Source organism: Exiguobacterium sp. s131 (genome assembly GCF_018617345.1).
Classification (GTDB): Bacteria; Bacillota; Bacilli; order Exiguobacteriales; family Exiguobacteriaceae; genus Exiguobacterium; species Exiguobacterium profundum.
Map to the genome: position 1 here is coordinate 550171 of NZ_JACSJX010000001.1, position 23351 is coordinate 573521.

Sequence of the window (23351 nt, forward strand, 5' to 3'; positions counted from 1 at the left end):
TGAGCAAAAAGTTTCACTTTTTCTGGTAAATGATTTATCTTGAAATCAAGATAATAAAAGGAGGATGACAATGAAAACGCAGTCTACGGGAATCCATCACATTTCGTCGATGGTACAAGACCCGCAACGTACGCTAGATTTTTATGGACAGGTACTCGGTCTCCGCTTCGTGAAACAGACCGTCAATTTTGATGACCCGGGCACGTATCATCTCTATTTTGGGGACGAAGTCGGAACACCAGGGACGGTGATCACGTTTTTCCCGATCCCGGGCTTAGGGAAAGGGCAGGTCGGGAGCGGACAGGTTGGCGTGACGACTTATCTCGTACCGGCAGGAAGTTTACCGTTCTGGGAAGAAAGACTACAACAGCACGGCATCGCGACCGTCGCCACTGAACGGTTCAGCGAGGCATCACTTTTATTTGAAGACCCGGACGGACTCGTCGTCGAACTCGTCGCCCGACCGAGCTCTAAACAGACACGCTGGGTCATCCCCGGTATCACAGAACATGAAGCAATTGTCGGATTCGCCGGAGCGACCTTGTTGTCGAAAGCACCGGACGAAACCGTGCGCTTGTTGACGGAACTGTTCGGCTTTGAACGGGTCGCAGAGGATGAAGAGTGGATCCGTTTGAAAGGGTCAGCAGATTACGGGAACGTCATCGATGTGAAGAAAACGATTTTACCGAACGGGGTCCCTAGGACGGGAACAGTTCATCACATCGCGTGGCGCATTTCTGACGGAGAACATTATCCGACCTGGCAAGATGCCATCTTTGACCTTGGGTTAAGACCGACCGAAGTGAAAGAACGAAACTACTTCCGCTCCGTCTATTTCCATGATGCCGGTCGCATCCTGCACGAACTCGCGACGGACGTACCTGGATTCACCGTGGACGAATCCGTTGACACGCTTGGTGAGACGTTGCGCTTACCGCCATGGCTCGAAGCGGACCGAGATAAAATCGTCCGCACACTACCAACAATCACGATCCCGAGAGGAGAACGCATATGATTCATCAATTCATTCAAGGTACCAAAGAGACGACACTCGTTTTATTACACGGAACTGGAGGGACCGAGCAGGATTTGATTCCGCTCGCGAAAGAACTGTCGACCGAGGCGAACATCTTGACGCTTCGAGGGGATGTCATTGAAAACGGGATGTCCCGTTTCTTCCGTCGCCACGCGGAAGGGGTGCTCGACCTTGAAGATTTAAAGAAACAGACAGAGCGCTTCCTTCAGTTTTTAGATGAAGCGGCGACAACGTATGGTATCGACCGAGACAAGATGATCCCGCTCGGCTATTCGAACGGGGCGAATTTGATCGGGTCGGCACTTTACCGTCATCCGGCGTTTACTGCTTCACTCCTATTCCACCCGATGGTACCGGACCGTTCATTGACGCTACCTGACTTGTCAGGAACGAACGTGTTCATCTCGGCTGGCGAACGCGACCCGATTTGCCCGAAAACAGAAACAGAAGAGCTGACATCGACACTCCGAAACGCGGGAGCGGACGTCGAACTCTTCTATCACTCGGGGGGACATGAACTTCGCATGGAAGAAGTCGAGGCAGCACGGACATGGATTGCCGCACACCTCGACTGATTCATTCAAGCCATTTTCTTCGGTTTGTTCGGACGAGAATAGACGACGAGGACACCTCGGTCAATCAAATAGGCGGCGAATAAACGTTTCGCTTCCTCAGCACGCACAGTTCGGTCGATTTGGATATATAATCGGCCGAGCTTTTTTTGTGAGGTGCGCGTGAGCAACCAAATCGAGTCGAGCGTATACTGCCAACTTTGGAGCGTGTCGCCACCGATGTATAAGTAGCGGTTTTGGGTGCGCTCAAGTAAGTAGTTGAGCCACCAGACGTCACGAGCCAGCTTGGCGCAGACACCGAGCACGAACGTGAGACCGAGAAAGGCCATGCTAGATAAGACAGGATGAATGGCAGAGAACCCGTTGCGGACGGACTCGAAGGCGACAAGGAGCAATCCGACGGAAAAGACGCTGACGAACCACCAGAATCCGAAGTTAGAGAATGAACGTTTTGGGTCATGCACCATATGATGTCGATTCCGGATGATCGATGCCATTCTCTCCACCTCCTTTATTAGAATATTCTGAATATTTAGTAACACTACTATACTATACTGTACCCAATCCCGTCTATTTGAATACGCACACAACATGCTGAATCGTGAGGATTTTTTGACGTTTCGGCTTGTATTCCCCGAATTATGGGAATGATGACAGTGAAGACATGAAAATTTTGTTGAAACGTAATTTCACTTTGCGGATGAATCGCTTATGATAGGTGAGGGATTTTTCCATGACCTTCATGGATTCTGTCTATAAAAAGAACGTGAAAACATGAAGGTCAGCTTCATTGCAGTCATCATAGAGAGCAAGAGGGAATGTTATGAGAAATTATTGGTATGACAATATTAAAGGAGTGCTTGTCCTACTCGTCGTCTTCGGACACTTGTTGACCGATGTCCGCGGCGCTTATGACGATATTTTACCAAAGTGGGTGTATCTGTTCCTGTATACCTTCCACATGCCGTTGTTCATCATGTTGAGCGGTTACTTTTATCGGGAGAACCGCTATTTGCGCGTAATCCAGTTATTCGTGGTCTATGTCATTTGGCAGGTCATCCTTGGGTCATGGTTCGCATTTACAGAAGGGATTCCGATTTTCTCACTTGAAAATCCGGGTCTGAATTTGTTGAAGCCGTACTGGGCGCTTTGGTATCTGATGGCCATCATTTTCTGGTACATCATCACCCCGTATGTGACACAACTGAAAGGCTACGTGTTATATGCACTATTATTCGCGCTCCTGTTCGGATTCCAAGCCGAGGCGACGGGGTATTTCGCGTTGCGGAAAGTCATCATGTTCTATCCGTTCTTCTTGATTGGGAACTGGATGTCCGAGCGCAATACGCTCAACTTCTTTGAGTTACCGAAACGGGCCGAGCACCGGAACCGATATCGCATCGGTGGGGCGATTGTCTTCACCGCGCTCACACTGGGGCTCTTGGTCTCGATGCGCGTCCAGCAAGACGATACGTTCTATCATATCGGGAACTTGTTCAAATTCCGTTTCGCCTATGACACGGCCGTCCCAGAGGCGATGTGGAGTGGACCGTTCGCCTTTTTGATCGTTTATACGGTGTCGCTCCTCATGTCAATTAGTTTCGCGCTCATCATCCCAGGACGACAGCTCCCGATTTTTTCGCGTGCCGGGCAGTATAGTCTGTACGTCTATCTCGTCCACGTCTTCTTTGTTGTCGCCTGGAAGGCGTTTATACCGGCTGGGTTCATGCCGACATCATGGATGCAACTGCTCGTCTTGTTCGGGGTCGCCTTTGTGATGGTCCTCGTGATTATCAGTCCACCGATGGTCCGTCTCTTGCGTCCGCTCGTCGAGATTGACGTGAAGCGTGTCCAAAATACGAAAGGTGTAAAAGGGTAAAGTCTTTTCTAAACGCAACATTTCCGCTACACTTTATTAAGAAGAAACGAAACTAGAGTTAAGGAAGTGACCCTATGCCATACGAAAATGGAATGTACAGCACAGAAGGCGACGTGAACGTATCACGTCACGTCGTTGAAATGATCGCCGCGGTCGCGGTCAAAGAAACGAAATACGTCTCGTTCACGCAAGAAGACACGAAATTGTCAGAGCGTGCGCTCATGAAACACGTGAAAGTCGATGAGTCGGACAAAGGCATCACCATCAACCTATCGCTTTACATCGCTTACGGACAGTCGATCATCAAAACGGTGACGGCCGTCCAAGAGCGCATCACGCAAGATATGGACACGATGCTTGCGATGACACCACGTTCTGTGAACGTGAAAGTGGTCGGAATTCAGCTGTGATAAGAAAGGGGAGAGCACAGGCTCTTCTCTTTTTTTGATTTTTGCGAAAACGGTTGCATCAAGATAACGTTTTCATTTATAATAGAAATCGAACAAGTGCAACCGTTTGCATCATTGACCAAACGTGCGGCGGGTACTTGTCAAGTTCCCTAAATGTAGTCTGACGACACAAGCATTTGAAGGAAAGGCGGAAAGCATGTATGTCAACGATTGAAGCAGTGATTTTCGATTTGGACGGTGTCATCACTGACACGGCAGAGTACCATTACCTCGCTTGGAAGCAGCTCGGTGAAGAGCTCGGAATTCCATTTGACCGCGAATTCAACGAAACGCTCAAAGGCGTGAGTCGAACTGAGTCGCTTGAGCGGATTCTTACGCTCGGCGGTAAACAGAACGATTTCACACCGGAAGAGAAAGAAGAACTCGCACAAAAGAAAAACGAGCACTACGTTGAACTCATTCAACATATCTCATCCGACGATCTTCTTCCTGGTATCGTTTCATTCCTCGATGAAATCAAAGAGGCGGGACTCAAAATTGGAATGGCTTCTGCTTCAAAGAACGCATTTGCGGTCGTTGATGCACTTGGTGTCCGCCATTACTTCGACCATATCGTCGATGCAGCAACTGTCGCCCAGTCAAAACCACACCCCGAAGTGTTTTTGAAGGCCGCTTCTGCCCTTGGTGTGAAACCCGAACTCGCCATCGGCGTTGAAGACGCGGCTGCCGGCGTAACTGCAATCAAAGCGGCAAATATGTTTGCTGTCGCCGTCGGAGAAGAATCGATGCTTGGTCATGCAGACCTCATCGTCGCTTCTACTGACGAACTTTCACTTGAACGCATCCTCGAACGCGTTCACGTGTAAATGGCTACAATCATCTTCCGTGAGACGACGACTGCCCCGAACAGTCGTCGTCTTTTTTTGAGTCAAAAGTCCTAAATAGACAGAATTGCCCAAAAAGAGATGACAAACACATTACAAATCCGTTACACTTTTATAGAAGATATAGAGGGATTATTAGGAATTGCTGATTTAAATTAGGGAATTCCAAATTATAATTGGATGTAGAAGGGGATTTGTGTATGGAATCTACGAATGTCAATGACCACATTTATCGAGAATTAATGGAAATTGAAGAGTCGTATCGTCAATTGCAACGACGTGCCGAGTATTTGATTGCGGAATTGAGTCGAGATAGAGAAGAGAAGGACCCAATGACTGATGCGTCAAAACGCCTACGTCCACGACGTGTGAACCAGCGTTATCCGCTCGAGGTGTACGTTCATCAAGTGACGGATCTATTGAAGGAGCGTCAGACGATGAGTGTACGTGATATTCAAATGGAACTTGAACTTCGTTACCGTCATCACATCAGCAACATTTACCAATTGATGGTGAAGATTGAAGGGGTCAACCCGGAAATCAAAAAAATCGGTCGCGGCTTGTATACATACGAACCGACAGAAGAAGTGGCATCGACACTTTCATAATCCAGAGCTGATGGGGAATGCCTCATCGGCTTTTGTTGTAAACGGACTGATATCTACTCATGAATTCAAAATATGATATAATTCGCCAGAGTCTATTTTTTTGAGAGAGGAACTGTCGGCCCATGCTATGGATTGCCATGTTGGTCAGTTTTGTGATGGCCATCTTGATTACACCGCTCGTTCGTCGATTCGCATTTTTCATCGGTGCGGTCGATCATCCGAACGCACGAAAAGTACATTTACGGACGATGCCACGAATCGGGGGTCTTGCGATTTTTATCGCATTCTTCATCGGCTATGCCTTGCTGCTTCCGACGAGTCGTTATAACGATGCCATCTTGATTGGGGCTGTCGTGATTCTCCTTACGGGACTGATTGATGACCGGTTCCAACTATCGGCCCGCGTCAAGCTGATGGGGCAGATGATTGCGACTGTCGTCGTCTTGAACTCGGGGATGCGAATCGAACTCATCAATCTTCCGTTCGACCAGCAACTCTACCTCGGGTCATGGAGCATCCCGATCACCGTCCTCTGGCTGATTGGGATCACGAATGCCATCAATTTGATTGACGGTCTCGATGGTCTCGCCGCAGGTGTGTCGAGCATCGCCCTCGGGACGATTGCTGTCTTGGCCATCATTCAGGGAAACGTCTATTTGACGATGATGGCGCTCTTGCTTCTTGCGAGTACGCTCGGGTTTCTCGTTCATAATTTTTATCCGGCGAAAATCTTTATGGGCGATACGGGAGCACTGTTCCTCGGGTACATGCTCGCCGTCTTCTCGCTCATCGGGTTTAAGAACGTGACATTGTTCTCGCTCGTCGTCCCGGTCCTCTTGCTCGGATTGCCGATCTCGGATACGATTTTCGCCATCGTGCGCCGGCTCGTCCAAGGGCGACCGCCGATGTCGCCGGATAAATCGCATATGCATCATCAGTTGATCGATATGGGCTTCACGACACGGCAAGCCGTCTTGCTCATGTACGGGATGACCTTGTTCTTTGGCATCTCATCCATCTTGTTCGCCAAGACGACGATGCTCGGTGCGGTCATCACGTTCATCGTCGTGTTGATTGTCATTGAATTGATCGTGGAATCAACCGAACTGATTCATCCAAATTATAAACCGATTATTCGCACGTCCCGACGACTGCTCGGTCGACCGCGAACCTAAAAAATAGCCAGTATCGCCGCGCGATACTGGCTATTATTGTTTTAGTAAGTGATTGTCTCAGTCATCGTATCGTCTGTTTCGTCAGTTGATGGTTCATCCGCTGTAACGGGCATGCCGAGCTCCGTCTGGAGAAGGGCCTGGGCGTCACGAAGGTCAGCCGGGTCGATTTCATAATAGTAGACCCCGTTCAGCGTCAGGTCCGTCCCTTCAAGTGTTTCGCGGTTGAACGACTTCAGCGATTTTGCGTAAGGCTGAAGTTGTGAGGCCTCTGACAACGTCATGTTCGTCCGGATGTTCTCGCCGACAGCATTCATGATCCGGTTCAGCTTCGTAAACGAGTTGATGGTCGTCGCCTCATTGATGATGGCCTCGATAACTTGCTGTTGTCGACCGGCTCGACCGATGTCGCCGGCAGGGTCTTGCTTCCGCATCCGGGCATAGGCAAGTGCTTCTTTTCCGTTCAAGACTTGAACGCCAGGCTCTAGCTCGACATTTCCGGTCGCTTTTCCAGAGATGGGGATGAGGACATCAATCTCGACGCCACCGACCGCATCGACCAAATCTTCGATTCCATCAAAGTTGATGGTCGCATAGTAATCGATTGGGATGTCGAGCAGGTTCTCGACGGTCGCGATGGTCGTGTCAATGCCTCCGTAAGCGTAAGCATGGTTGATCTTGTCTTTGAACGGATCCTCATCGTCGATGATGATGTCGACATATGAGTCGCGTGGGATGCTGACGAGCGTCACTTGCCGCGATTCCTTGTTGAACGTGGCGACCATGAGCGAATCAGTCCGTCCTTCCTCGAGCGAGGCGCCGCCATCGACTCCTGCTAACAGGACGGAAAAGTGATCTTTCGTCAAGTCGATGGTCTCGTCGCGACGTTCTGACTTGTCGCCACGTTCCAACGCCTTGTTCGCGTTTTCGGCGGTTTCATTCGCTTTGAAGACAAAATAGCCGAAAGCGGAACCACCGATGAGCAATACGACACCCAACACGATGAGGACAATTTTCCAAGGTGATCTTTTCTTGCGTGGGGGTGTTTTCATGTTGTTTCCTCATTTCAGTCGTTTCTTTTAGTATAGGCGTTTCAGCGTTTGAAATCACGTTCGATGATGCGGATCCCATGAGTTTGAAGCTGACCTTGACCGTTCGTCATGTCTGTCAGCCAAGCGAGCGCCTCCTCTGTCTCTTCCACGGGTACCGAGACATGAAACGTGACGAGGTCGGCGTAGATGATGTCATCGAGCAGATAGTTAGACTGTCTCAACTCGTTTTCGACTTTTCCAATCCATGTATAGTCGACGGTGAGTGTCAATTGTTGCATCGGTAGGCGTTCGACGATGCCGACCGCATCAAGTCCTTCGCTTACAGTTCCACCGTAGGCACGAATAAGTCCTCCGCCACCGAGCTTGATTCCACCGAAATAACGTGTCACGACGACAACCGTATCTTTTAAGTGGCGTTTGCGTAACACCTCGAGCATCGGCATGCCGGCCGTACCGCTTGGCTCACCGTCGTCGTTCGCTTTTTGGTGCTCGTTGCGTTCCCCGATGATGTACGCTGAACAGTTGTGGTTCGCGTTCCAATGCTCTTTCTTGATGGCTTGGATGAACGCCTGCGCCTCTTCCTCTGTTTCGACACGTTTGAAATGAGCAATAAATTTTGACTTTTGGATAACGACTTCGTATGTTCCACTTTGTTTTATAGTATAATTTGACTCAATAGACATTTCTGAAAATTCTCCTTTCTATTTTTAAATATTTTTTTTAGAATTTAAGTAGGCACATACGCTATTTATAGCGAATGGAATTATAGAAAATCTCTCATGTCCGCTGTAAACCTGTTTAGAGTGGGACGATATATAAGAATAGATGAGGATTAACTACCGAACTATTAGGGGATGGCATCGTGAATCATATTACCGATCGGACAGCTTTAGAACATATCATAACAAATATGATTGAAACGGTGACGGAAAGTAAAGAGGAGATTGTCCGTATAACCGAAAGTTCTGCAACTGAATATTCAGCAATTCAAAACGAGTTAAAAGAATTGACGGATAAAATCGAGTTCGACATCGAGGAGTCCGATCGACTCGACCGACTCGTGAAAGCTGCAAAGGCCAAGCTCGTTCAAGTCAGTAAAAAGTTTCATATACATAGTGAACAAGAAATTCGCGAAGCCTACGAACGGGCAAATCAAATGCAACTCGAACGTTTTCTTGTCCAAAAAGAAGAGATGGCGGCACAGCAACGCCGGAACGACTTAGAGCGTCGTCTGCTCATCTTAGAGGACACGATCGAACGTGCCGAAAAGTTGATTGGTCGCGTGAGTGTCGTCTTGAACTTCTTACGGGATGACTTACAGCAAGAGTATTCGGACATGATGAAAAAACAAGAGATGGCCATCGGCGTATTCGAAGCGGCTGAGCGCGAACGGCGCCATCTCGCCCGCGAGATGCACGATGGTCCAGCGCAATCGCTTGCTCATATTCTGATACGGGCCGACCTGATTGAAAAGACGTTTGATAAACGAGGAAAAGATGAGGCATTTGCCGAATTACATGAATTGAAAAAGCTAATTCGTGGGGCGCTCGTCGACGTCCGTCGTTTGATTTATGATTTACGTCCGATGTCGCTTGATGATTTAGGCTTTTTGCCGACGCTCGAGCGCTATCTCCATCAAACGGAGGAGTATACGGCAATCAAAACACGTCTCAACTATCGAGGGTCGCGTGCGCGATTACCGGAGAAGCTGGAGATTAACGTGTTCCGTCTCGTTCAAGAATCGGTACAAAATGCGATCAAACATGCAAAAACAGCCGAAATCATCGTCAATGTCGAGCAAGCGAGCGACGTGATTCACATCCACGTCCGCGACTATGGCATCGGGTTTGAACCGAGCGCAATTGGCGAAGAGTCGTTTGGGATTGTCGGAATGCGCGAACGAATTGAATTGGTGAACGGAAGCATCACCATCGACTCGGAAGTCGGCAAAGGGACAGTCGTCCGGATGTCGATTCCGATTCCGTGAGAGAACAAGGGGGAAGACATACATGGAAATGACACAGACACGCATTGCGATCGTGGATGATCACGAACTGTTCCGCGAGGGATTGAAGCGGATTTTTGATTTGGAGGATGAATTTAAAGTTGTCGCCGAAGGGCGTACGGGACGCGAAGCAATCCGCATCGCTGGCGAGCAAAAACCGGAAATTCTAATTATGGATATCAACATGCCGGACATGAACGGAATCGAGGCGACGAAGCAACTGTCACTTCTTTCACCAGAGACACGTGTCCTCATTCTTTCAATCCATGATGATGAGTCGTATATCACACATGCGCTTGAAGCGGGGGCATCAGGGTTCTTATTAAAAGAAGTCGCATCGACAGAATTGATCTCGGCAGTCCGTGCCGTCGCAAAGGATGGGGCGTATCTTCATCCGAAAGTGACAACGAACGTACTGAAGGATTACCGCCGTCTTTTACAATTCAAAGGGGAACAGGCGGGACGTGGCGTCGAGAGCCGTACAGATGACCCGGTCTATCAATTATTGTCGCGCCGTGAGGTCGAGGTGTTGCACCTTCTCGCCGACGGTCGCTCGAACCGAGACATCAGTGACATGCTGTTTATCAGTGAGAAGACGGTCAAAAACCACGTCTCCTCCGTACTTCGTAAAATGGACGTGAACGACCGGACGCAAGCCGTCGTGGATGCGATTCGCCGGGGTTGGGTCGAGATTTGAGCGTCACCGATGCTTTACCTCGTTTTTGTGTTACAATATGGAATGGAATCCTAACATAATTGGAAAAATGAAACGACGTAAAGTGAGGATATAGTATGGGAAACATTGCGATTTTAACCGACAGTACCGCCTATCTGTCGGATGATTTTTTGGCGCGACATGAAGTCCATGTCGCACCACTCAGTGTCATCTTCGATGGTGCGTCGTACCGCGAGTCGATTGATATGTCGACCGAGGCGTTTTACGAGCGTATCGAGGCAGGGAACCTGCCGACGACGTCGCAACCGGTCATCGGTGAGACGGTTGAATTGATTGAGAGCTTGCCGGACGATGTGACAGACGTGATTGCAATCACGCTCTCTAGTGGAATCAGCGGAACGTACCAATCGATGGTCGCGCTAAATGACATGGTCGATGTGACGGTTCATGCGTTTGACTCAGAGATTTCGTGTATGCCGCAAGCGTTTCTTGTCGAAGAGGCTCTTCACCTCCGTGACAACGGGGCGACACCAGAAGAAATCATCGCCCAACTTGAAACGGTCCGTGATTCGATTCGCGCGTACTTCGTCGTCGATGACCTCGACCATTTACAACGCGGCGGACGATTGAGTGCGGCGCAAGCGCTCGTCGGATCGTTCTTGCAAATCAAGCCGATCCTTCATTTCCAAGATAAATTGATCGTCCCGTTCGAGAAGATTCGGACATACAAGAAGGCTGTCCGCCGAATCGAAGAGATGATGGACGAATCGATTGTCGGGGACGGCGAAGGCTACTGCATCGGCATCATTCACGCCAACTGCCCGGAGCGTCAGGCGGAAGAAATCGCTTCGATGAAACAGAAGTTTCCGAAAGCACACATCTCGGGAAGCCATTTCGGTCCCGTCATCGGAACGCATCTCGGACCTGGTGCAATCGGCATCACGTGGTATCGTCGCGAATGGTAAGAGAGACGACCGTCTAAGGTCGTCTTTTTCAATGGAGGAGGGAATGAAATGGCGAAATATCGCCAAATCTTTGAGCGTCTGGCAGAAGAGATGCGAAATGGTACGAGACCCGCTGACTCAAAGCTTCCGTCTGAAACCGAGTTGATGCATCAGTTCGAGGCCAGCCGGGGGACGGTCCGGAAAGCGCTCGATCTTTTACAGGAGAACGGGTATGTCCGGAAGCATCATGGAAAAGGCGTGTTCGTGTTGAAACGTGACCAGATCGAGTTTCAATTCAATGGCATCGTCAGTTTTTCAGAGGTCTACGCGAGCATGCTCGGTCGTTCCATTCAGACCCACGTCGCTTCGTTCGAAGAGATAGAAGCCCCGACATGGCTCGCCGAACGGATGAACTTAGTGCCAGGGACGCATGTGTTTCGCATCGAACGGGTTCGAAACTTTGATGGGGAGAACGTTATTTTAGATATCAACTATTTCGTCAAAGACCTCGTCCCCGGTCTGACAGAAGATATTGCGGCTCGATCGATTTATGGATACATCGAAGATGAGCTTGGGCTACAAATCAGCTATGCCAAACGGAAGATTGCAGCTGAAGACGTGACGGAACTTGACCGGAAACGGCTCGACTTGCATGACTATGAATACGTCATCGTCATCACGAACGATACGTTCTTATATGAAGGACAACAATTTGAATATACGGAGTCGCGTCACCGATTGGACAAGTTCCAGTTTAGCGACGTCGCCCGTAGGTAAACCTCTTTCGTACAGGAAGGGGTTTTTTGTTTGTCCTAAGTCAAAATAGGGGAATTTTAACAGTAAATCACAACGCAAAACTTTCATGTTTAACTCATATATATAAGTTGTTGACTTAACTTATATATATAAGTTATACTTTGTTTGTACTCATAAGTAACCGTTCTCATTTACAGTTTTCAAACAAAGGAGGACATTTAACATGAAGGCAGATTATCGTCAAATTGCCGCTGAGATCTTAGAAGCGATCGGGGGCAAAGACAACGTGGACAAGGCCGCGCACTGTGTGACGCGTCTACGTCTCTCCCTCAAGGATCAATCAAAAGTCGATGAGGCACGCGTGAAAGAAATCGACCTCGTCAAAGGGGCGTTCGAGAACTCCGGCGTGTATCAAATCGTCATCGGAGCCGGCGATGTCGATCGCGTCTATGCCGAGTTCATCAAGCTCGCTGGACTTGAGGCGGCAACGGTCGCCGAGGTCAAATCCGCGGGCGGCAAAAAAATGAATCCGCTTCAAAAACTCGTCAAAGTCTTCTCTGACGTCTTTATGCCAATCATTCCAGCCATCATCGTAGCCGGTCTCCTTATGGGGATCAATAACTTACTTGCATCGGAAGGTCTCTTCATCGAAGGACAGACACTCATCGAGGCGTATCCGAACCTACAAGGACTTTGGGATCTCATCAACATGATGGCGAATACGTCATTCGTGTTCTTACCTGCACTCGTCGGTTGGTCGGCGACGAAACGATTCGGTGGGAGCGAAGTACTCGGGATCGTCATGGGTCTCTTGCTCGTTCACCCGGACCTCTTGAATGCATGGGGCTACGGAACGGCAGCACTTGAAGGAGATGTCCCGACGTTTGATATCCTCGGACTCTTCGAAATCGAGAAAGTCGGCTACCAAGGTCAAATCTTGCCGGTACTCGCCGCTGCCTATATCTTGAGCCAAATCGAGATGTTCTTGAAAAAACGTGTACCGAACGCCATCCAACTCTTGGTCGTTCCAATCACAACAATCGTTGTCACAGGATTCCTCGCACTCGCAATCGTTGGACCGGTCACTCGTGGAATCGGGAACGTGATCGCGACAGGACTCGTCAACACGTTCGAAGCCGTACCGGTCGTCGGGGCACTCCTCTTCGGATTGTTCTACGCACCGCTCGTCGTCACCGGGATGCACCACTTGTTCATCGCCATCGACCTTCAGTTGATCGCAGATACAGGCGGTACGTTCATCTGGCCGATGATCGCACTCTCAAACATTGCTCAAGGTTCGGCCGCACTCGCGATGTTTTTCGTCTACAAGCACAACGCGAAACAAAAGAGCATGGCATCGACTTCAACCATCTCGGCTTATTTCGGAATCACAGAGCCGGCCATGTTCGGGGTCAACTTACCAAATAAATTCCCGTTCTACTCAGCTATGATCGGGTCGGCAATCGCTGCTATCTTTATCACATTGAACGATGTGCAAGCAATCGCCATCGGTGTCGGAGGACTCCCTGGATTCCTCTCAATCTTCACAGATAAGATCCTTCTCTTCATCGTGGGCATGGTCATCGCGATCATCGTTCCGTTCGCGCTCACTTTCATCTTGTCGAAGCGTTACCTGAAGAAAGGTGAACTTGAAGAAAACAAAGTCGCATAAGTAATGACTCGGGAGGGAGGGACGGCAGTTCTTCCCTCTTTCCTATTGAAATGAAAACTCTTACAAAAAGGAGATGTCGTTGATGACACAGAAAAATTGGCGCAAATCAGTCGTCTATCAAATTTACCCGAAAAGTTTTTACAGTCCGGAAGGGAACGCGACCGGATCGATTAAAGGGGTGACGGCGAAGCTGGATTACTTGGCAGAACTCGGCATCGAATACATTTGGATGACGCCTGTCTATCAGTCACCTCAACACGATAATGGCTATGACGTGAGTGATTATTATGCCATCGACCCGTCTTACGGAACGATGGAGGACCTCGACGAATTGATCCGTGAAGCAGAGGCGCGGGGCATCGGCCTCATGATGGACATCGTCGTCAACCACTCTTCGACCGAGCACGAATGGTTCCAAAAATCATTGGCGGGAGACGAGCGGTACCGTGACTACTACATCTGGCGCGACGAACCGACGAACTGGGAATCGAAGTTCGGTGGGAATGCGTGGGAATATGATGAGAAGAGCGGACAATATTATCTCCACTTGTTCGACGTGACACAAGCTGACCTGAACTGGGAGAATGAACAGATGCGCGAGGACGTCTACGAGATGATGCGGTTCTGGCGTAAAAAAGGAATCAAAGGATTCCGTCTCGACGTCATCAACCTCATTTCAAAAGAACAGAACTTCCCAGAAGACGCATCGGACGGTCGCAAGTTCTATACGGACGGTCCACGCATCCACGAATATTTAAAAGAAATGAACCGAGAAGTATTTGATGGGCATGACGTCATCACGGTCGGGGAGATGTCTTCGACGACGCTCGATCACTGCGTACGCTATTCAAACCCGGACGAGAACGAGCTCAGCATGACGTTCAGCTTCCACCACTTGAAAGTCGACTATCCGAACGGCGAGAAATTCGTCGCGGCGCCGTTCGATTTCATTCAATTAAAAGACATCATGTCGACGTGGCAACGTGGGATGCACGGAAAAGGATGGAACGCCATCTTCTGGTGCAACCATGACCAACCACGTGTCGTCAGCCGTTTTGGGAACGACACGAACCACCGCGTAGAGAGCGCGAAGATGCTTGCGACAGTGCTCCACGGCCTTCAAGGGACGCCGTACATCTATCAAGGGGAAGAAATCGGGATGACGAACCCCGGCTTCGACTCGCTCGATGAATATCGGGATATCGAAACGCTCAACATCTACAAGTTGAAGCGGGAAGAGGGTGTGTCGCATGATGACATGATGGCCGCCATCAAACAGAAGTCACGCGACAACTCGCGAACGCCGATGCAGTGGGATGCAACGACACATGCCGGCTTCACGAGCGGCACACCGTGGATCAACGTGGCGCCGAACTATGAGGACGTGAACGTTGAAACGGCGCTTCGTGATCCGAACTCAGTGTTCTACCACTACAAACACTTGATTGCATTACGAAAAGAACTTGACGTTTTGACGGACGGAGACTACACGCTTCTTACTCCTGATTCGCTAGACGTTTGGGCATATACACGGAAGACGGACCGAGAGGAGCTACTCGTCGTCGCCAACTTCTATGGAATTGAAACGACGTACACGATTCCAGAAGGATTCGAGCGGGTGAACGTCGTCAGTCACAACTACGACGTGCCTGAGCTCGACGGAATGTCGTTGTCTCTTCGTCCATATGAGGCGATCATGTTCTATAAACAGATTTAACAGATGGGACCCGACTTTTTCGTCGGGTCCTATTTGTGTAGTAGACCTATGTTGTTTTAGATAAGTTGAATCGTATTTACATAGGTATTTTGGTAGCGTGATGACAAAAAGGAGTCAGGTTATGGGAGAACTTATTGTCGCACCGAAAGGAAAACGAGCCATCCGCTTCGGCGTCTGCCAACGCTGTCTCAGCACGCACGTCCGGACGTTCACTTGTCATCATGGACGCTGTGCCTATTGCCGAAATTGTTTGTACCTCGGGCGTGTCTGCCGATGTGATTTTCTACAGGAACGGGACATCACAACTCCAACCGAGACGACCGAATTGACGATGCCATTCGAGCTCGTCCCAGACCAAAAGCGGGTCGCGAACCAACTGCTCACGTGGTGGGACGAACGGAGGACGGGACTTGTGCATGCGGTGTGTGGCGCTGGGAAGACCGAGATGACGTTTCCCGTGATTGAGCGTGTCGTCAATGAAGGGAAGCGAGTGTTGGTTGTCTCTCCGAGGAAAGATGTCGCCATCGAATGGGTCGAACGATTAGAACAGGCGTTCACAGTCCCTGTCACTAAACGATATGGAGGGGGAGAAAAAGACTCCATTGGGATGATCACAGTGGCGACCGCACCGTTACTCATGAATTTACGTGACGTGTTCGATTATGTGCTCGTCGATGAGTCCGATGCCTTCCCGTTTGCCTTTGATGTGGCACTTTGGAATACAATCCGTCGGTCCGGGAGAAATGTCTTCTTATTTATCACGGCGACCCCGACCGTTTGGCAACAATTGCTTCCGAAGGTTCATCTGTCGCGGCGCTATCACGGATTCGATTTGCCGGTCCCGACACTTGTCAAACAGTCCGACGAACGACTCCTAGACTTCTGTCGACGTCACGCCTTGAAACCTCGTCTCTTGTTTGTGCCGACGAAGCCTGATTTGGAGCGATATGAAAGTCGGTTACAAGGAGCAGGTATCACGTGTCAAACCGTTTCTGCTGACACGGAAGAACGGTTGGATACACTCCATTGGCTTCAAGAAACGAAAGGGATCGTCCTTGCGACCTCAATCTGGGAGCGAGGGATGACGGTTCGCGACGTGCAGGTCGCCGTGGTTGAAAGTGAACATCGTCTCTTCTCGACGCGGGGTCTCATTCAGATGGCGGGTCGGGCGGGGCGAAAACCGGACACACCGACAGGAGAGGTCTGTTTCTTTTACAAGGAGCGGACATTCCGACAAGATGTTGCCATCCAGAAGATCAGGGAGGCGAATCGGCGATGAAATGTCTTCTTTGTCATGAGTCGATGACCGTCCCGTGGACACCTGACACGTTATGGCGACGGGACTGGGTGTGTCCCTCTTGCGAGTCGAAACTGACGCCGCTCGGGACAGGTTGCCCACGCTGCGGTCAACCAAATGAGACCGGTGAGACGTGTCCAGACTGCATCCGCTGGCTCGCACTCGGTCTCGCCTTGACCGTCCGCTGCCTGTACGCGTACGATGATGCAGGAATTGACTGGCTACATCGATATAAATTCAGCGGGGATGTCGTCATTGCCTCATCGGTTGCCCCAGCGCTTCGGGCATTGCGTTCATCTGGCGTGACCTATGTTCCGATTCCGTTGAGTAAGGAGCGACTTCAGACACGTCGTTTCAATCAGACCGAGGTGCTCGCGCGATATATCGGTCCGACGCGGCAGATTCTCGAAAAAACGGAGGTTTCAAGTCAACGTGAACTCGGGAAAGAAGGAAGACGACACCGAACGAACCCTTTCACTGTACCAACTTCAGTGAAATATGGGAAAATCATTCTTGTAGACGACGTCTATACGACAGGAACGACCCTTCATCAGGCGGCATTTTCGTTGCGACAGGCAGGTGCATCAGAAGTTTCTGCGATTTGCTTGTTTCGGGCGCTAAACAAATCAAAATCGCGTCCGATATAAAGGGCAGAGGTGAAACCAATGGATGCAGCAACTTGCCAAATGTGTGGGCGCTTGTTTATGAAACAGGGACGTTCACCGTACTGTCCATCATGTAATGAAGTCGATTATAAAAACTTCTTGAAAGTCCGCGATTTCATTCGTGAACCAGCCAACAAACAGACGACCATCGGAGCCCTCGTCGAAGCGACAGGTGTCTCTGAACTTGATATCACGCGATACATCCACGAAGGACGCTTGATCATCAAAGACAATCCGGCGCTTGCCATCAGCTGCGTCCGTTGTGGTCGGTCTACAAATGAAGGAAAAATCTGTTCGAACTGCCAGAGAGAAATGCAGAAGGAACTGTCCAGTCTACAGGAGATGCAGGAGGGCTTGGCGAAAAAGTCGAGTATCCGCGCTTATCGTTTGGATTAACATCATGAAGAGGGGGAAGACGCATGCGCATCGATTCAGCCAAGTGGGTACACTTACCAAACACTTATGAAAAGAAAACGCAAGTCGAGCCGAAGCCCGCGCAATCAAGCCAAACGGACCAATTGTCAATTTCGGCGGAAGCTCGCGCCCGGTTTGAAGAACCGGTGAAACATCCGGAACGTCTCGCTAAAATCGACGCTTTAAAAGCGGAGATTGATGCAGGCACATATTCACGAGACGCGCGCGAAATCGCTAAACGCTTTCTACAAGGATGAATGGAAGCGAGGTCCGTTTGAGGCCTTCGCACTGAATAACACGGCACGGAAGCTGACTAAATAAGGGGTACCCCTTTCTTTAGTCGGCTCTTTTTTTGAAAAAAGGAGAGACTCATGCTCACATTACATAAACGGTTACTCGAATTGGCTTACGCAAAAGAACAGCAACTCATTCAAAATGACATGGTGGCATTTAGCACGCTCGTCAAAGAAGAAGCGAAACTCGTCCGACAAATTTCACAAAAAGAAGCGGAACGACTTCAAGGGACGTATGAATTGGACGATGAAGAGATAGAGGAATTGAGACCGGTCTTGTTCGAGTTAAAGCGACAGAACGAATTGAACGCGACGTTGCTCGAACAATCCCTTCGTTATATTACTTGGCATCTGGATATGCTCATGCCGGAAGCAGATGATTTTACATACGGACAACAAGCGTTCGAAACACGCTCGTTCAGCCGTGACGTTTAAGGAGGAAGTGGAATGGGTTCAACATTTATGGGATTAGAGACGGCACGCCGCAGTCTCTCGACACACCAATGGGCGCTTCAAGCGACCGGGAATAACGTGGCGAACGCCTCAAACCCTGGCTATTCGCGCCAACGACTCACACTCGGGATGACCGAACAGCTCTCGGTCAATTTCGGCGGGACGAAAGCCGGACAATTCGGGACAGGTGTACGCGGGGAGACGCTCGCCCGAATTCGCGATCTTATGATCGATCAACAGTATCGTGACGAGTCGGTGAAGAACGCCTTCTATGCGACGAAAGAAGCCGCGTTCGGTCGGATGGAAGACATCATCAATGAACCGTCTGAGAACGGACTCGCTAAATCGCTCGACTTGTTCTGGGCATCACTTCAAGACTTGTCGGTCAACCCGGACGATACGGGTGCGCGAAGCGTAGTTCGGCAACGAGCATTGACGTTGGCACAGACATTTAACTATATGTCTTCATCATTGACTAAAGTACAGGATGACTTAAAGACCGAAGCAGGGGTCGTCACGAAAAAAATCAATGATTTGTTGACGAAAATCAGTGACGTCAACCGTCAAATCGGTGATGCAGAGCCTCTTGGTGTTCTGCCAAATGAATTGTATGATGAGCGCGATCGCTACATGGATGAGTTGTCGCAATACATTGAATTCGAACGTGTGCCTGTTGATTACACGAACGGCGAAACACGTGGGAACTCTCAACGTGTCGCAGAAGGACGAATCGATATTCGTGTAGTCGTCGGTGGTACAGAAGTAAAACTCGTAGACGGTCTTACGGGCGGAGTTGGGAAATTTGATGGGATGACCATGACCAATGCTGCAGGTACGAATACATCGATGACACATGCCGACATGCCTAACGGAAAATGGAAAGCACTTGTTGAAATGTACGGAAGTGCAACTGGTCCAGAGGCAATCGACGGGGCATTCACCAACATGCTCAAAGACTTAGATGAGATGGCGAACGTCTTCGCATCAGCATTTAATGTAGCGCATGGAACAAACATGGACGCGGACGGGAATGCCGGTCGAACTGACTTTTTCGTGGGTACTACTAGCGCCGCTACGATTACTGTGAATCCTGATTTCATGAAGAACTTAGATTTAATTGCAGCATCTAAGGACGGGAACATCGGGGATGGAAGTGGTGCTCTCGAACTTGCGCAATTGAAAGAAAGCACGCTTAACTTTGCGGGTTCGGTTACGACCTCAACCTCGATCGGCAAGTACTATCAAAATGTTATCGGAAACATGGCAGTCGAGGCTAGCCAAAACGCGAACTTGGCAAAGAGTACATTTGCTCTCTTAAGTAGTTCGGACCAACGTCGGTTATCGGTCAGCGCAGTCTCGCTCGATGAAGAAATGACGATGATGATTCAATATCAACACGCTTATAATGCGGCGGCTCGAAATATCACAGCTGTCGATGAAATGTTAGACAAAATCATTAACGGCATGGGTGTCGTAGGGAGGTAATGACTGATGCGTGTCACACAGACAATGCTCACACAGACGAACTTGAAGCATTTATCAAGTAGTTACAACACACTCGCTCGTGTCCAGGAACAACTCATCAGCGGGAAACGGATTCAAAAAGCATCGGAAGATCCAGTCGTTGCGATGCAGGGAATCCGTTACCGGACTGAGGTGCGAGAAGTCGACCAATTCCGACGTAACGTCAGCGAAGCGACAAGTTGGATGGATTTGACGGACTCGACATTGAACGAAGTCACGGAAGCTGTCAAGCGGATTCGTGAGTTGACGACACAAGCGGCGAACGATACGTATGAATCGTCGCAACGTGCCATCATCAAGAGCGAGGTCGATCAATTGATCGAACACATCGGTTCACTTGCGAACTCAAAAGCAGGTGAAAAGTATATTTATAACGGTACGAAGACAGATCAACCTCTCATCAATGTCGACCAGTTAAAGGCGTATTTAGCGAATCCGGCTGGTTCTGTCGATTCGATTTATGAGAGTGGAACGGCACCTACAGCAAGTGGGGAGATCGAATTTGAAGTGTCAAAAGGAATTACTGTACAAGTGAACATGCAACCGGAAACGGTTTTTGGTAAGGAGTTATTTGAAGGGCTTCATAAATTAACTACACTTCTTAATGATCCAACGACTGCCGGGGCAGATTTGTCTGCAGAACTTGATACGCTTGACACACTCGGTCAAAACTTGATCACGGAACGGGCGGAGCTCGGTGCCCGAGCAAACCGTTTGGAGCTCGTCGACAATCGTCTTCAAGATCATGAGATTATCGCCAAGACCATCATGTCTGATAATGAAGACATCGATGTAGAAAAAGTCATTATGGAGCTGAAGTCACATGAAACTGTACACCGTGCAGCGTTATCTGCAGGTGCCCGCATCATTCAGCCGACGCTCCTCGACTTCTTACGGTAATTGATGATGAATCTCGCGAGACTTGAGATGCGGCAGACACAGGCCGCAATCCAGATGACATCCAATCGACCGGTACTCGAGATGCGTCAAGGACGGGCCGACCTGTCCATCCAACAAGGGAGAGCCGAGATGACGCAACAGACGACACAAGGGAAGCTTGAGGTTGATTCATCAGTAGCGAGAAGTGAGAGCAATCTGAAGGGTGTACTCGAACTCGGTAAACATTTCGGGCGGATTGGGGAACAAGGTGCCCGAGAAGCGATGGCGAATATCGCTCGAGACGGCGACCGCATGATGCGAATCGAGAACGGGAATCCGATCCCTTCGATAGCGGCTGAGAAAGTGAATGACCCATATCCGATTGTTGACATGGGCTACATGCCAAAATCAATCGATCGTGTCAAGTTGACGTATACGCCGGCGGATGTGAAAATCGAGTGGAATATCACACCACCCCAAATTGATGTATCGCTCACTCCGGCCGACATCTCGTTCACGCCGTGGACGACGGACATTTCGCTCCGTCAACAGGCATCACTCGAGATGTGGCCGGTCGGTGGGATGTATGATGAAACGCGTTGAAAGTGAGGACAATCCATGTTCATTGAAACAGACTACTTTGGCAAGATTGAAATAAACGAAGCGGAGACGATCACCTTCGTCAGTGAGATTCCAGGATTTCCGGACTCAAAGACGTTCGTGTTGATTCCGTATGGGGAAGATTTGCCGTTCTGGTCGCTTCAGTCGATTGAGGAACAGGCATGCGCGTTCGTCGTGACGAATCCGTTTTGGCATAAGTCGGACTATGCGTTTGAATTGTCGGATGGCGCGAAAGACCAACTTGGAATCGAGGAGGCGGAACACGTATCGGTCTATTCTATTGTGACGCTTCGTGAACCTTTTGATTCATCGACGCTCAACTTGAAAGCACCGATCGTCATCGAGACGAAGGAACGTCGCGGGAAACAAGTCATCCTAGACGATGCGTATCCAGCTCGTTATCCACTCGGTGGCACGAAAGCGGAGGTGCGCTGATGCTTGTATTGAAACGAAAACAAGGTGAGGCCATCCATATCGGCGACGATGTGACGCTCACGGTACTCGCTATCGAAGGCGACCAAGTGAAGCTCGGGATTGATGCCCCGCGGCATATCGATATCCATCGCCATGAGGTGTACATTCAGATGCAGGAAGAGAACGAGTCTGCACGAAACAGTGCTAACTTGATGAAGCAGATGATTCAAAAACAGTCGGAAGCGTGAGCTTTCGACTTTTTTCATGAATCCGGTAATTGATGGATGACAGCACTCGATGGGTTGGGATAGGATGGAAACGTGAAAGGAAGGAGGGGAATCGGTGGAAACAGGTATTAATAGTTTTTTTATAAACATCAGTCTGATCTTTTTATTCATGTCGCTCACACTCTATGTGATGCGGACGGTTTTACCGATTCAGCCGACCTCCCCGTTATTCGTACGCTTTTGGTTTGGAGTCTCTAACGGATTGACGGCAATTCTCTTAACCATTAACTCCATCGAATTAGGGGATGCCCGAATCGACCTTCGTCTCATCCCGATTGCCTTATCCGCAACGTTCGCTGGACCGTTCGGAGCTATCGTCACGCTCGGTCTGATCTTCATCGGACGCACGACGCTGCACGGAATGAGTGCTCCGTTCGTAGACTCGTTACTACTGTTACTTGTCTTCTTTTTATTTTCTCTTGTCATGACACGCTTACCGATTCGTCGAGGGAGAGGGTATGCCATCTACATCGGGTTAGGTGCGCTCCTCGTCTTGATTCAAGTGAGCGGCAGTGTGAATGAGACGGTCTTTATAAATGTATTTGTTCCTTATTTTCTCATGTTATCTTTTGGGGCCTGGCTCTGCTATTGGGCCGCAAAGAAACTCGAGACGCATCTATGGATGTTTCTCTTACATACGCACCGGGCGACCATTGATGAGTTGACGGGACTTCCGAACCGTTACAGGACGCTCGAACAGATGAATGATTTGGAAATGTCCGGTAACCCGTGGACGTTACTCGTCATCGACGTCGATCATTTTAAACAGTTGAACGATACATATGGGCACTTAGCGGGAGACGCAGCGCTTCGTCATATCGGACAAACGTTGGAACGAAGTCGTCCGCCTTCTGGATTTGTCGGGCGATACGGTGGCGAAGAATTTTTGCTTGTCATTGAAGGTAGTGAAGGCATGGCGAAGGTGGCAGAAAACATCGTGCAGATGGTACAGCGAACACCATTCGAATTTCAAGGTGAAATCATTCCGATGACTATTTCAATCGGTGCAGCGATTGCAGGGCATGAGCCGAGCATGGTCGTGTTCGAAAGAGCAGATGAAGCATTGTATGAAGCGAAGCAAAATGGACGAAATCAGGTCATGTTTGCGTAAAAATCCCCTA

At 49.5% G+C, this 23351-nt stretch carries 27 protein-coding genes; 24 read left to right on the forward strand and 3 right to left on the reverse strand.

The features are described 5' to 3' along the window. Positions 1-70 precede the first annotated feature (70 nt). Both KNO69_RS02900 and KNO69_RS02905 read left to right on the forward strand, forming a co-directional pair. Positions 71-1015: a VOC family protein gene (locus tag KNO69_RS02900; protein WP_214816008.1), complete on the forward strand. Its 945-nt coding sequence runs from the start codon at positions 71-73 to the stop codon at positions 1013-1015. Then, positions 1012-1611 carry an alpha/beta hydrolase gene (locus tag KNO69_RS02905; RefSeq protein WP_214816011.1) on the forward strand — a complete coding sequence of 200 codons (600 nt, stop codon included), beginning with the start codon at positions 1012-1014 and terminating at the stop codon, positions 1609-1611. Before KNO69_RS02900 ends, KNO69_RS02905 begins: the two co-directional genes overlap by 4 nt. Before the next feature lie 5 nt (positions 1612-1616). Here the strand turns inward: KNO69_RS02905 and KNO69_RS02910 are convergent, their stop codons facing one another. Continuing rightward, a complete protein-coding gene (locus KNO69_RS02910; RefSeq protein WP_012726999.1) occupies positions 1617-2105 on the reverse strand; it encodes a hypothetical protein in 489 nt (162 codons plus the stop codon). 326 nt (positions 2106-2431) lie between these two features. Here KNO69_RS02910 and KNO69_RS02915 point away from each other — a divergent pair, with 326 nt between their 5' ends. From KNO69_RS02915 to KNO69_RS02935, 5 genes are all read left to right on the forward strand, one after another. Continuing rightward, positions 2432-3487: an acyltransferase family protein gene (locus tag KNO69_RS02915; RefSeq protein WP_214816015.1), complete on the forward strand. Its 1056-nt coding sequence runs from the start codon at positions 2432-2434 to the stop codon at positions 3485-3487. Positions 3488-3561: 74 nt separating this feature from the next. After that, complete coding sequence (locus KNO69_RS02920) at positions 3562-3897, forward strand: Asp23/Gls24 family envelope stress response protein (RefSeq protein WP_078147362.1); 336 nt, start codon at positions 3562-3564, stop codon at positions 3895-3897. 200 nt (positions 3898-4097) lie between these two features. Beyond that, positions 4098-4763, forward strand: coding sequence for a beta-phosphoglucomutase (gene pgmB, locus KNO69_RS02925; RefSeq protein ID WP_012726996.1), 666 nt, complete (start codon positions 4098-4100; stop codon positions 4761-4763). Positions 4764-4981: 218 nt separating this feature from the next. Further along, positions 4982-5389: a Rok-like winged helix domain-containing protein gene (locus KNO69_RS02930; protein WP_078147361.1), complete on the forward strand. Its 408-nt coding sequence runs from the start codon at positions 4982-4984 to the stop codon at positions 5387-5389. Positions 5390-5511: 122 nt separating this feature from the next. Further along, a complete protein-coding gene (locus KNO69_RS02935) occupies positions 5512-6564 on the forward strand; it encodes a glycosyltransferase family 4 protein (RefSeq protein WP_012726994.1) in 1053 nt (350 codons plus the stop codon). 41 nt (positions 6565-6605) lie between these two features. Here KNO69_RS02935 and KNO69_RS02940 read toward each other — a convergent pair whose 3' ends face one another. Next, positions 6606-7613: an LCP family protein gene (locus KNO69_RS02940; protein WP_159562681.1), complete on the reverse strand. Its 1008-nt coding sequence runs from the start codon at positions 7611-7613 to the stop codon at positions 6606-6608. Positions 7614-7654: 41 nt separating this feature from the next. Then, positions 7655-8296 (reverse strand): YigZ family protein, encoded by a 642-nt coding sequence (locus tag KNO69_RS02945; protein WP_214816018.1) that lies wholly within the window; start codon positions 8294-8296, stop codon positions 7655-7657. A gap of 179 nt (positions 8297-8475) precedes the next feature. Between KNO69_RS02945 and KNO69_RS15440 the strand changes: the two genes are divergently transcribed. The 17 genes from KNO69_RS15440 to KNO69_RS03030 all read left to right on the forward strand — a co-directional run bounded on the left by KNO69_RS15440 (position 8476) and on the right by KNO69_RS03030 (position 23341). After that, positions 8476-9600: a sensor histidine kinase gene (locus KNO69_RS15440; RefSeq protein WP_214781780.1), complete on the forward strand. Its 1125-nt coding sequence runs from the start codon at positions 8476-8478 to the stop codon at positions 9598-9600. Positions 9601-9622: 22 nt separating this feature from the next. Beyond that, entirely contained in the window at positions 9623-10315 is a 693-nt protein-coding gene (locus tag KNO69_RS02955) for a response regulator transcription factor (protein ID WP_159562679.1), read from the forward strand. A gap of 95 nt (positions 10316-10410) precedes the next feature. After that, positions 10411-11259, forward strand: coding sequence for a DegV family protein (locus tag KNO69_RS02960; protein ID WP_214816021.1), 849 nt, complete (start codon positions 10411-10413; stop codon positions 11257-11259). A gap of 48 nt (positions 11260-11307) precedes the next feature. Next, positions 11308-12015: a trehalose operon repressor gene (gene treR, locus KNO69_RS02965; RefSeq protein WP_214816024.1), complete on the forward strand. Its 708-nt coding sequence runs from the start codon at positions 11308-11310 to the stop codon at positions 12013-12015. Positions 12016-12217: 202 nt separating this feature from the next. After that, entirely contained in the window at positions 12218-13666 is a 1449-nt protein-coding gene (gene treP, locus KNO69_RS02970) for a PTS system trehalose-specific EIIBC component (protein ID WP_214816027.1), read from the forward strand. Between the two features lie 82 nt (positions 13667-13748). After that, the gene (gene treC / locus KNO69_RS02975) at positions 13749-15383 is read left to right on the forward strand and encodes an alpha,alpha-phosphotrehalase (protein ID WP_208606704.1); all 1635 of its coding nucleotides are present in this window, start codon (positions 13749-13751) and stop codon (positions 15381-15383) included. 121 nt (positions 15384-15504) lie between these two features. Further along, complete coding sequence (locus tag KNO69_RS02980; protein ID WP_214816031.1) at positions 15505-16662, forward strand: DEAD/DEAH box helicase family protein; 1158 nt, start codon at positions 15505-15507, stop codon at positions 16660-16662. Next, positions 16659-17327: a ComFC family protein gene (locus KNO69_RS02985; RefSeq protein WP_214816034.1), complete on the forward strand. Its 669-nt coding sequence runs from the start codon at positions 16659-16661 to the stop codon at positions 17325-17327. The genes KNO69_RS02980 and KNO69_RS02985 overlap by 4 nt, the downstream gene beginning before the upstream one ends. Positions 17328-17384: 57 nt before the next feature. Continuing rightward, positions 17385-17741 (forward strand): flagellar protein, encoded by a 357-nt coding sequence (locus KNO69_RS02990; RefSeq protein WP_251124851.1) that lies wholly within the window; start codon positions 17385-17387, stop codon positions 17739-17741. Positions 17742-17764: 23 nt separating this feature from the next. After that, positions 17765-18016: a flagellar biosynthesis anti-sigma factor FlgM gene (locus KNO69_RS02995; RefSeq protein WP_214781758.1), complete on the forward strand. Its 252-nt coding sequence runs from the start codon at positions 17765-17767 to the stop codon at positions 18014-18016. 114 nt (positions 18017-18130) lie between these two features. Further along, positions 18131-18487, forward strand: coding sequence for a flagellar export chaperone FlgN (gene flgN, locus KNO69_RS03000; RefSeq protein WP_074036203.1), 357 nt, complete (start codon positions 18131-18133; stop codon positions 18485-18487). 12 nt (positions 18488-18499) lie between these two features. After that, complete coding sequence (gene flgK, locus KNO69_RS03005; protein WP_214781757.1) at positions 18500-19990, forward strand: flagellar hook-associated protein FlgK; 1491 nt, start codon at positions 18500-18502, stop codon at positions 19988-19990. A gap of 6 nt (positions 19991-19996) precedes the next feature. Beyond that, the gene (gene flgL / locus KNO69_RS03010) at positions 19997-20929 is read left to right on the forward strand and encodes a flagellar hook-associated protein FlgL (RefSeq protein WP_214816038.1); all 933 of its coding nucleotides are present in this window, start codon (positions 19997-19999) and stop codon (positions 20927-20929) included. Positions 20930-20956: 27 nt separating this feature from the next. After that, positions 20957-21511: a DUF6470 family protein gene (locus KNO69_RS03015; protein WP_251124852.1), complete on the forward strand. Its 555-nt coding sequence runs from the start codon at positions 20957-20959 to the stop codon at positions 21509-21511. 15 nt (positions 21512-21526) lie between these two features. Next, positions 21527-21964 (forward strand): flagellar assembly protein FliW, encoded by a 438-nt coding sequence (gene fliW / locus KNO69_RS03020; RefSeq protein WP_214816041.1) that lies wholly within the window; start codon positions 21527-21529, stop codon positions 21962-21964. Beyond that, positions 21964-22191: a carbon storage regulator CsrA gene (gene csrA / locus KNO69_RS03025; RefSeq protein WP_012726976.1), complete on the forward strand. Its 228-nt coding sequence runs from the start codon at positions 21964-21966 to the stop codon at positions 22189-22191. Before fliW ends, csrA begins: the two co-directional genes overlap by 1 nt. Before the next feature lie 94 nt (positions 22192-22285). Further along, positions 22286-23341 (forward strand): GGDEF domain-containing protein, encoded by a 1056-nt coding sequence (locus tag KNO69_RS03030; RefSeq protein WP_264092787.1) that lies wholly within the window; start codon positions 22286-22288, stop codon positions 23339-23341. The last annotated feature ends 10 nt before the right edge of the window (positions 23342-23351 follow it).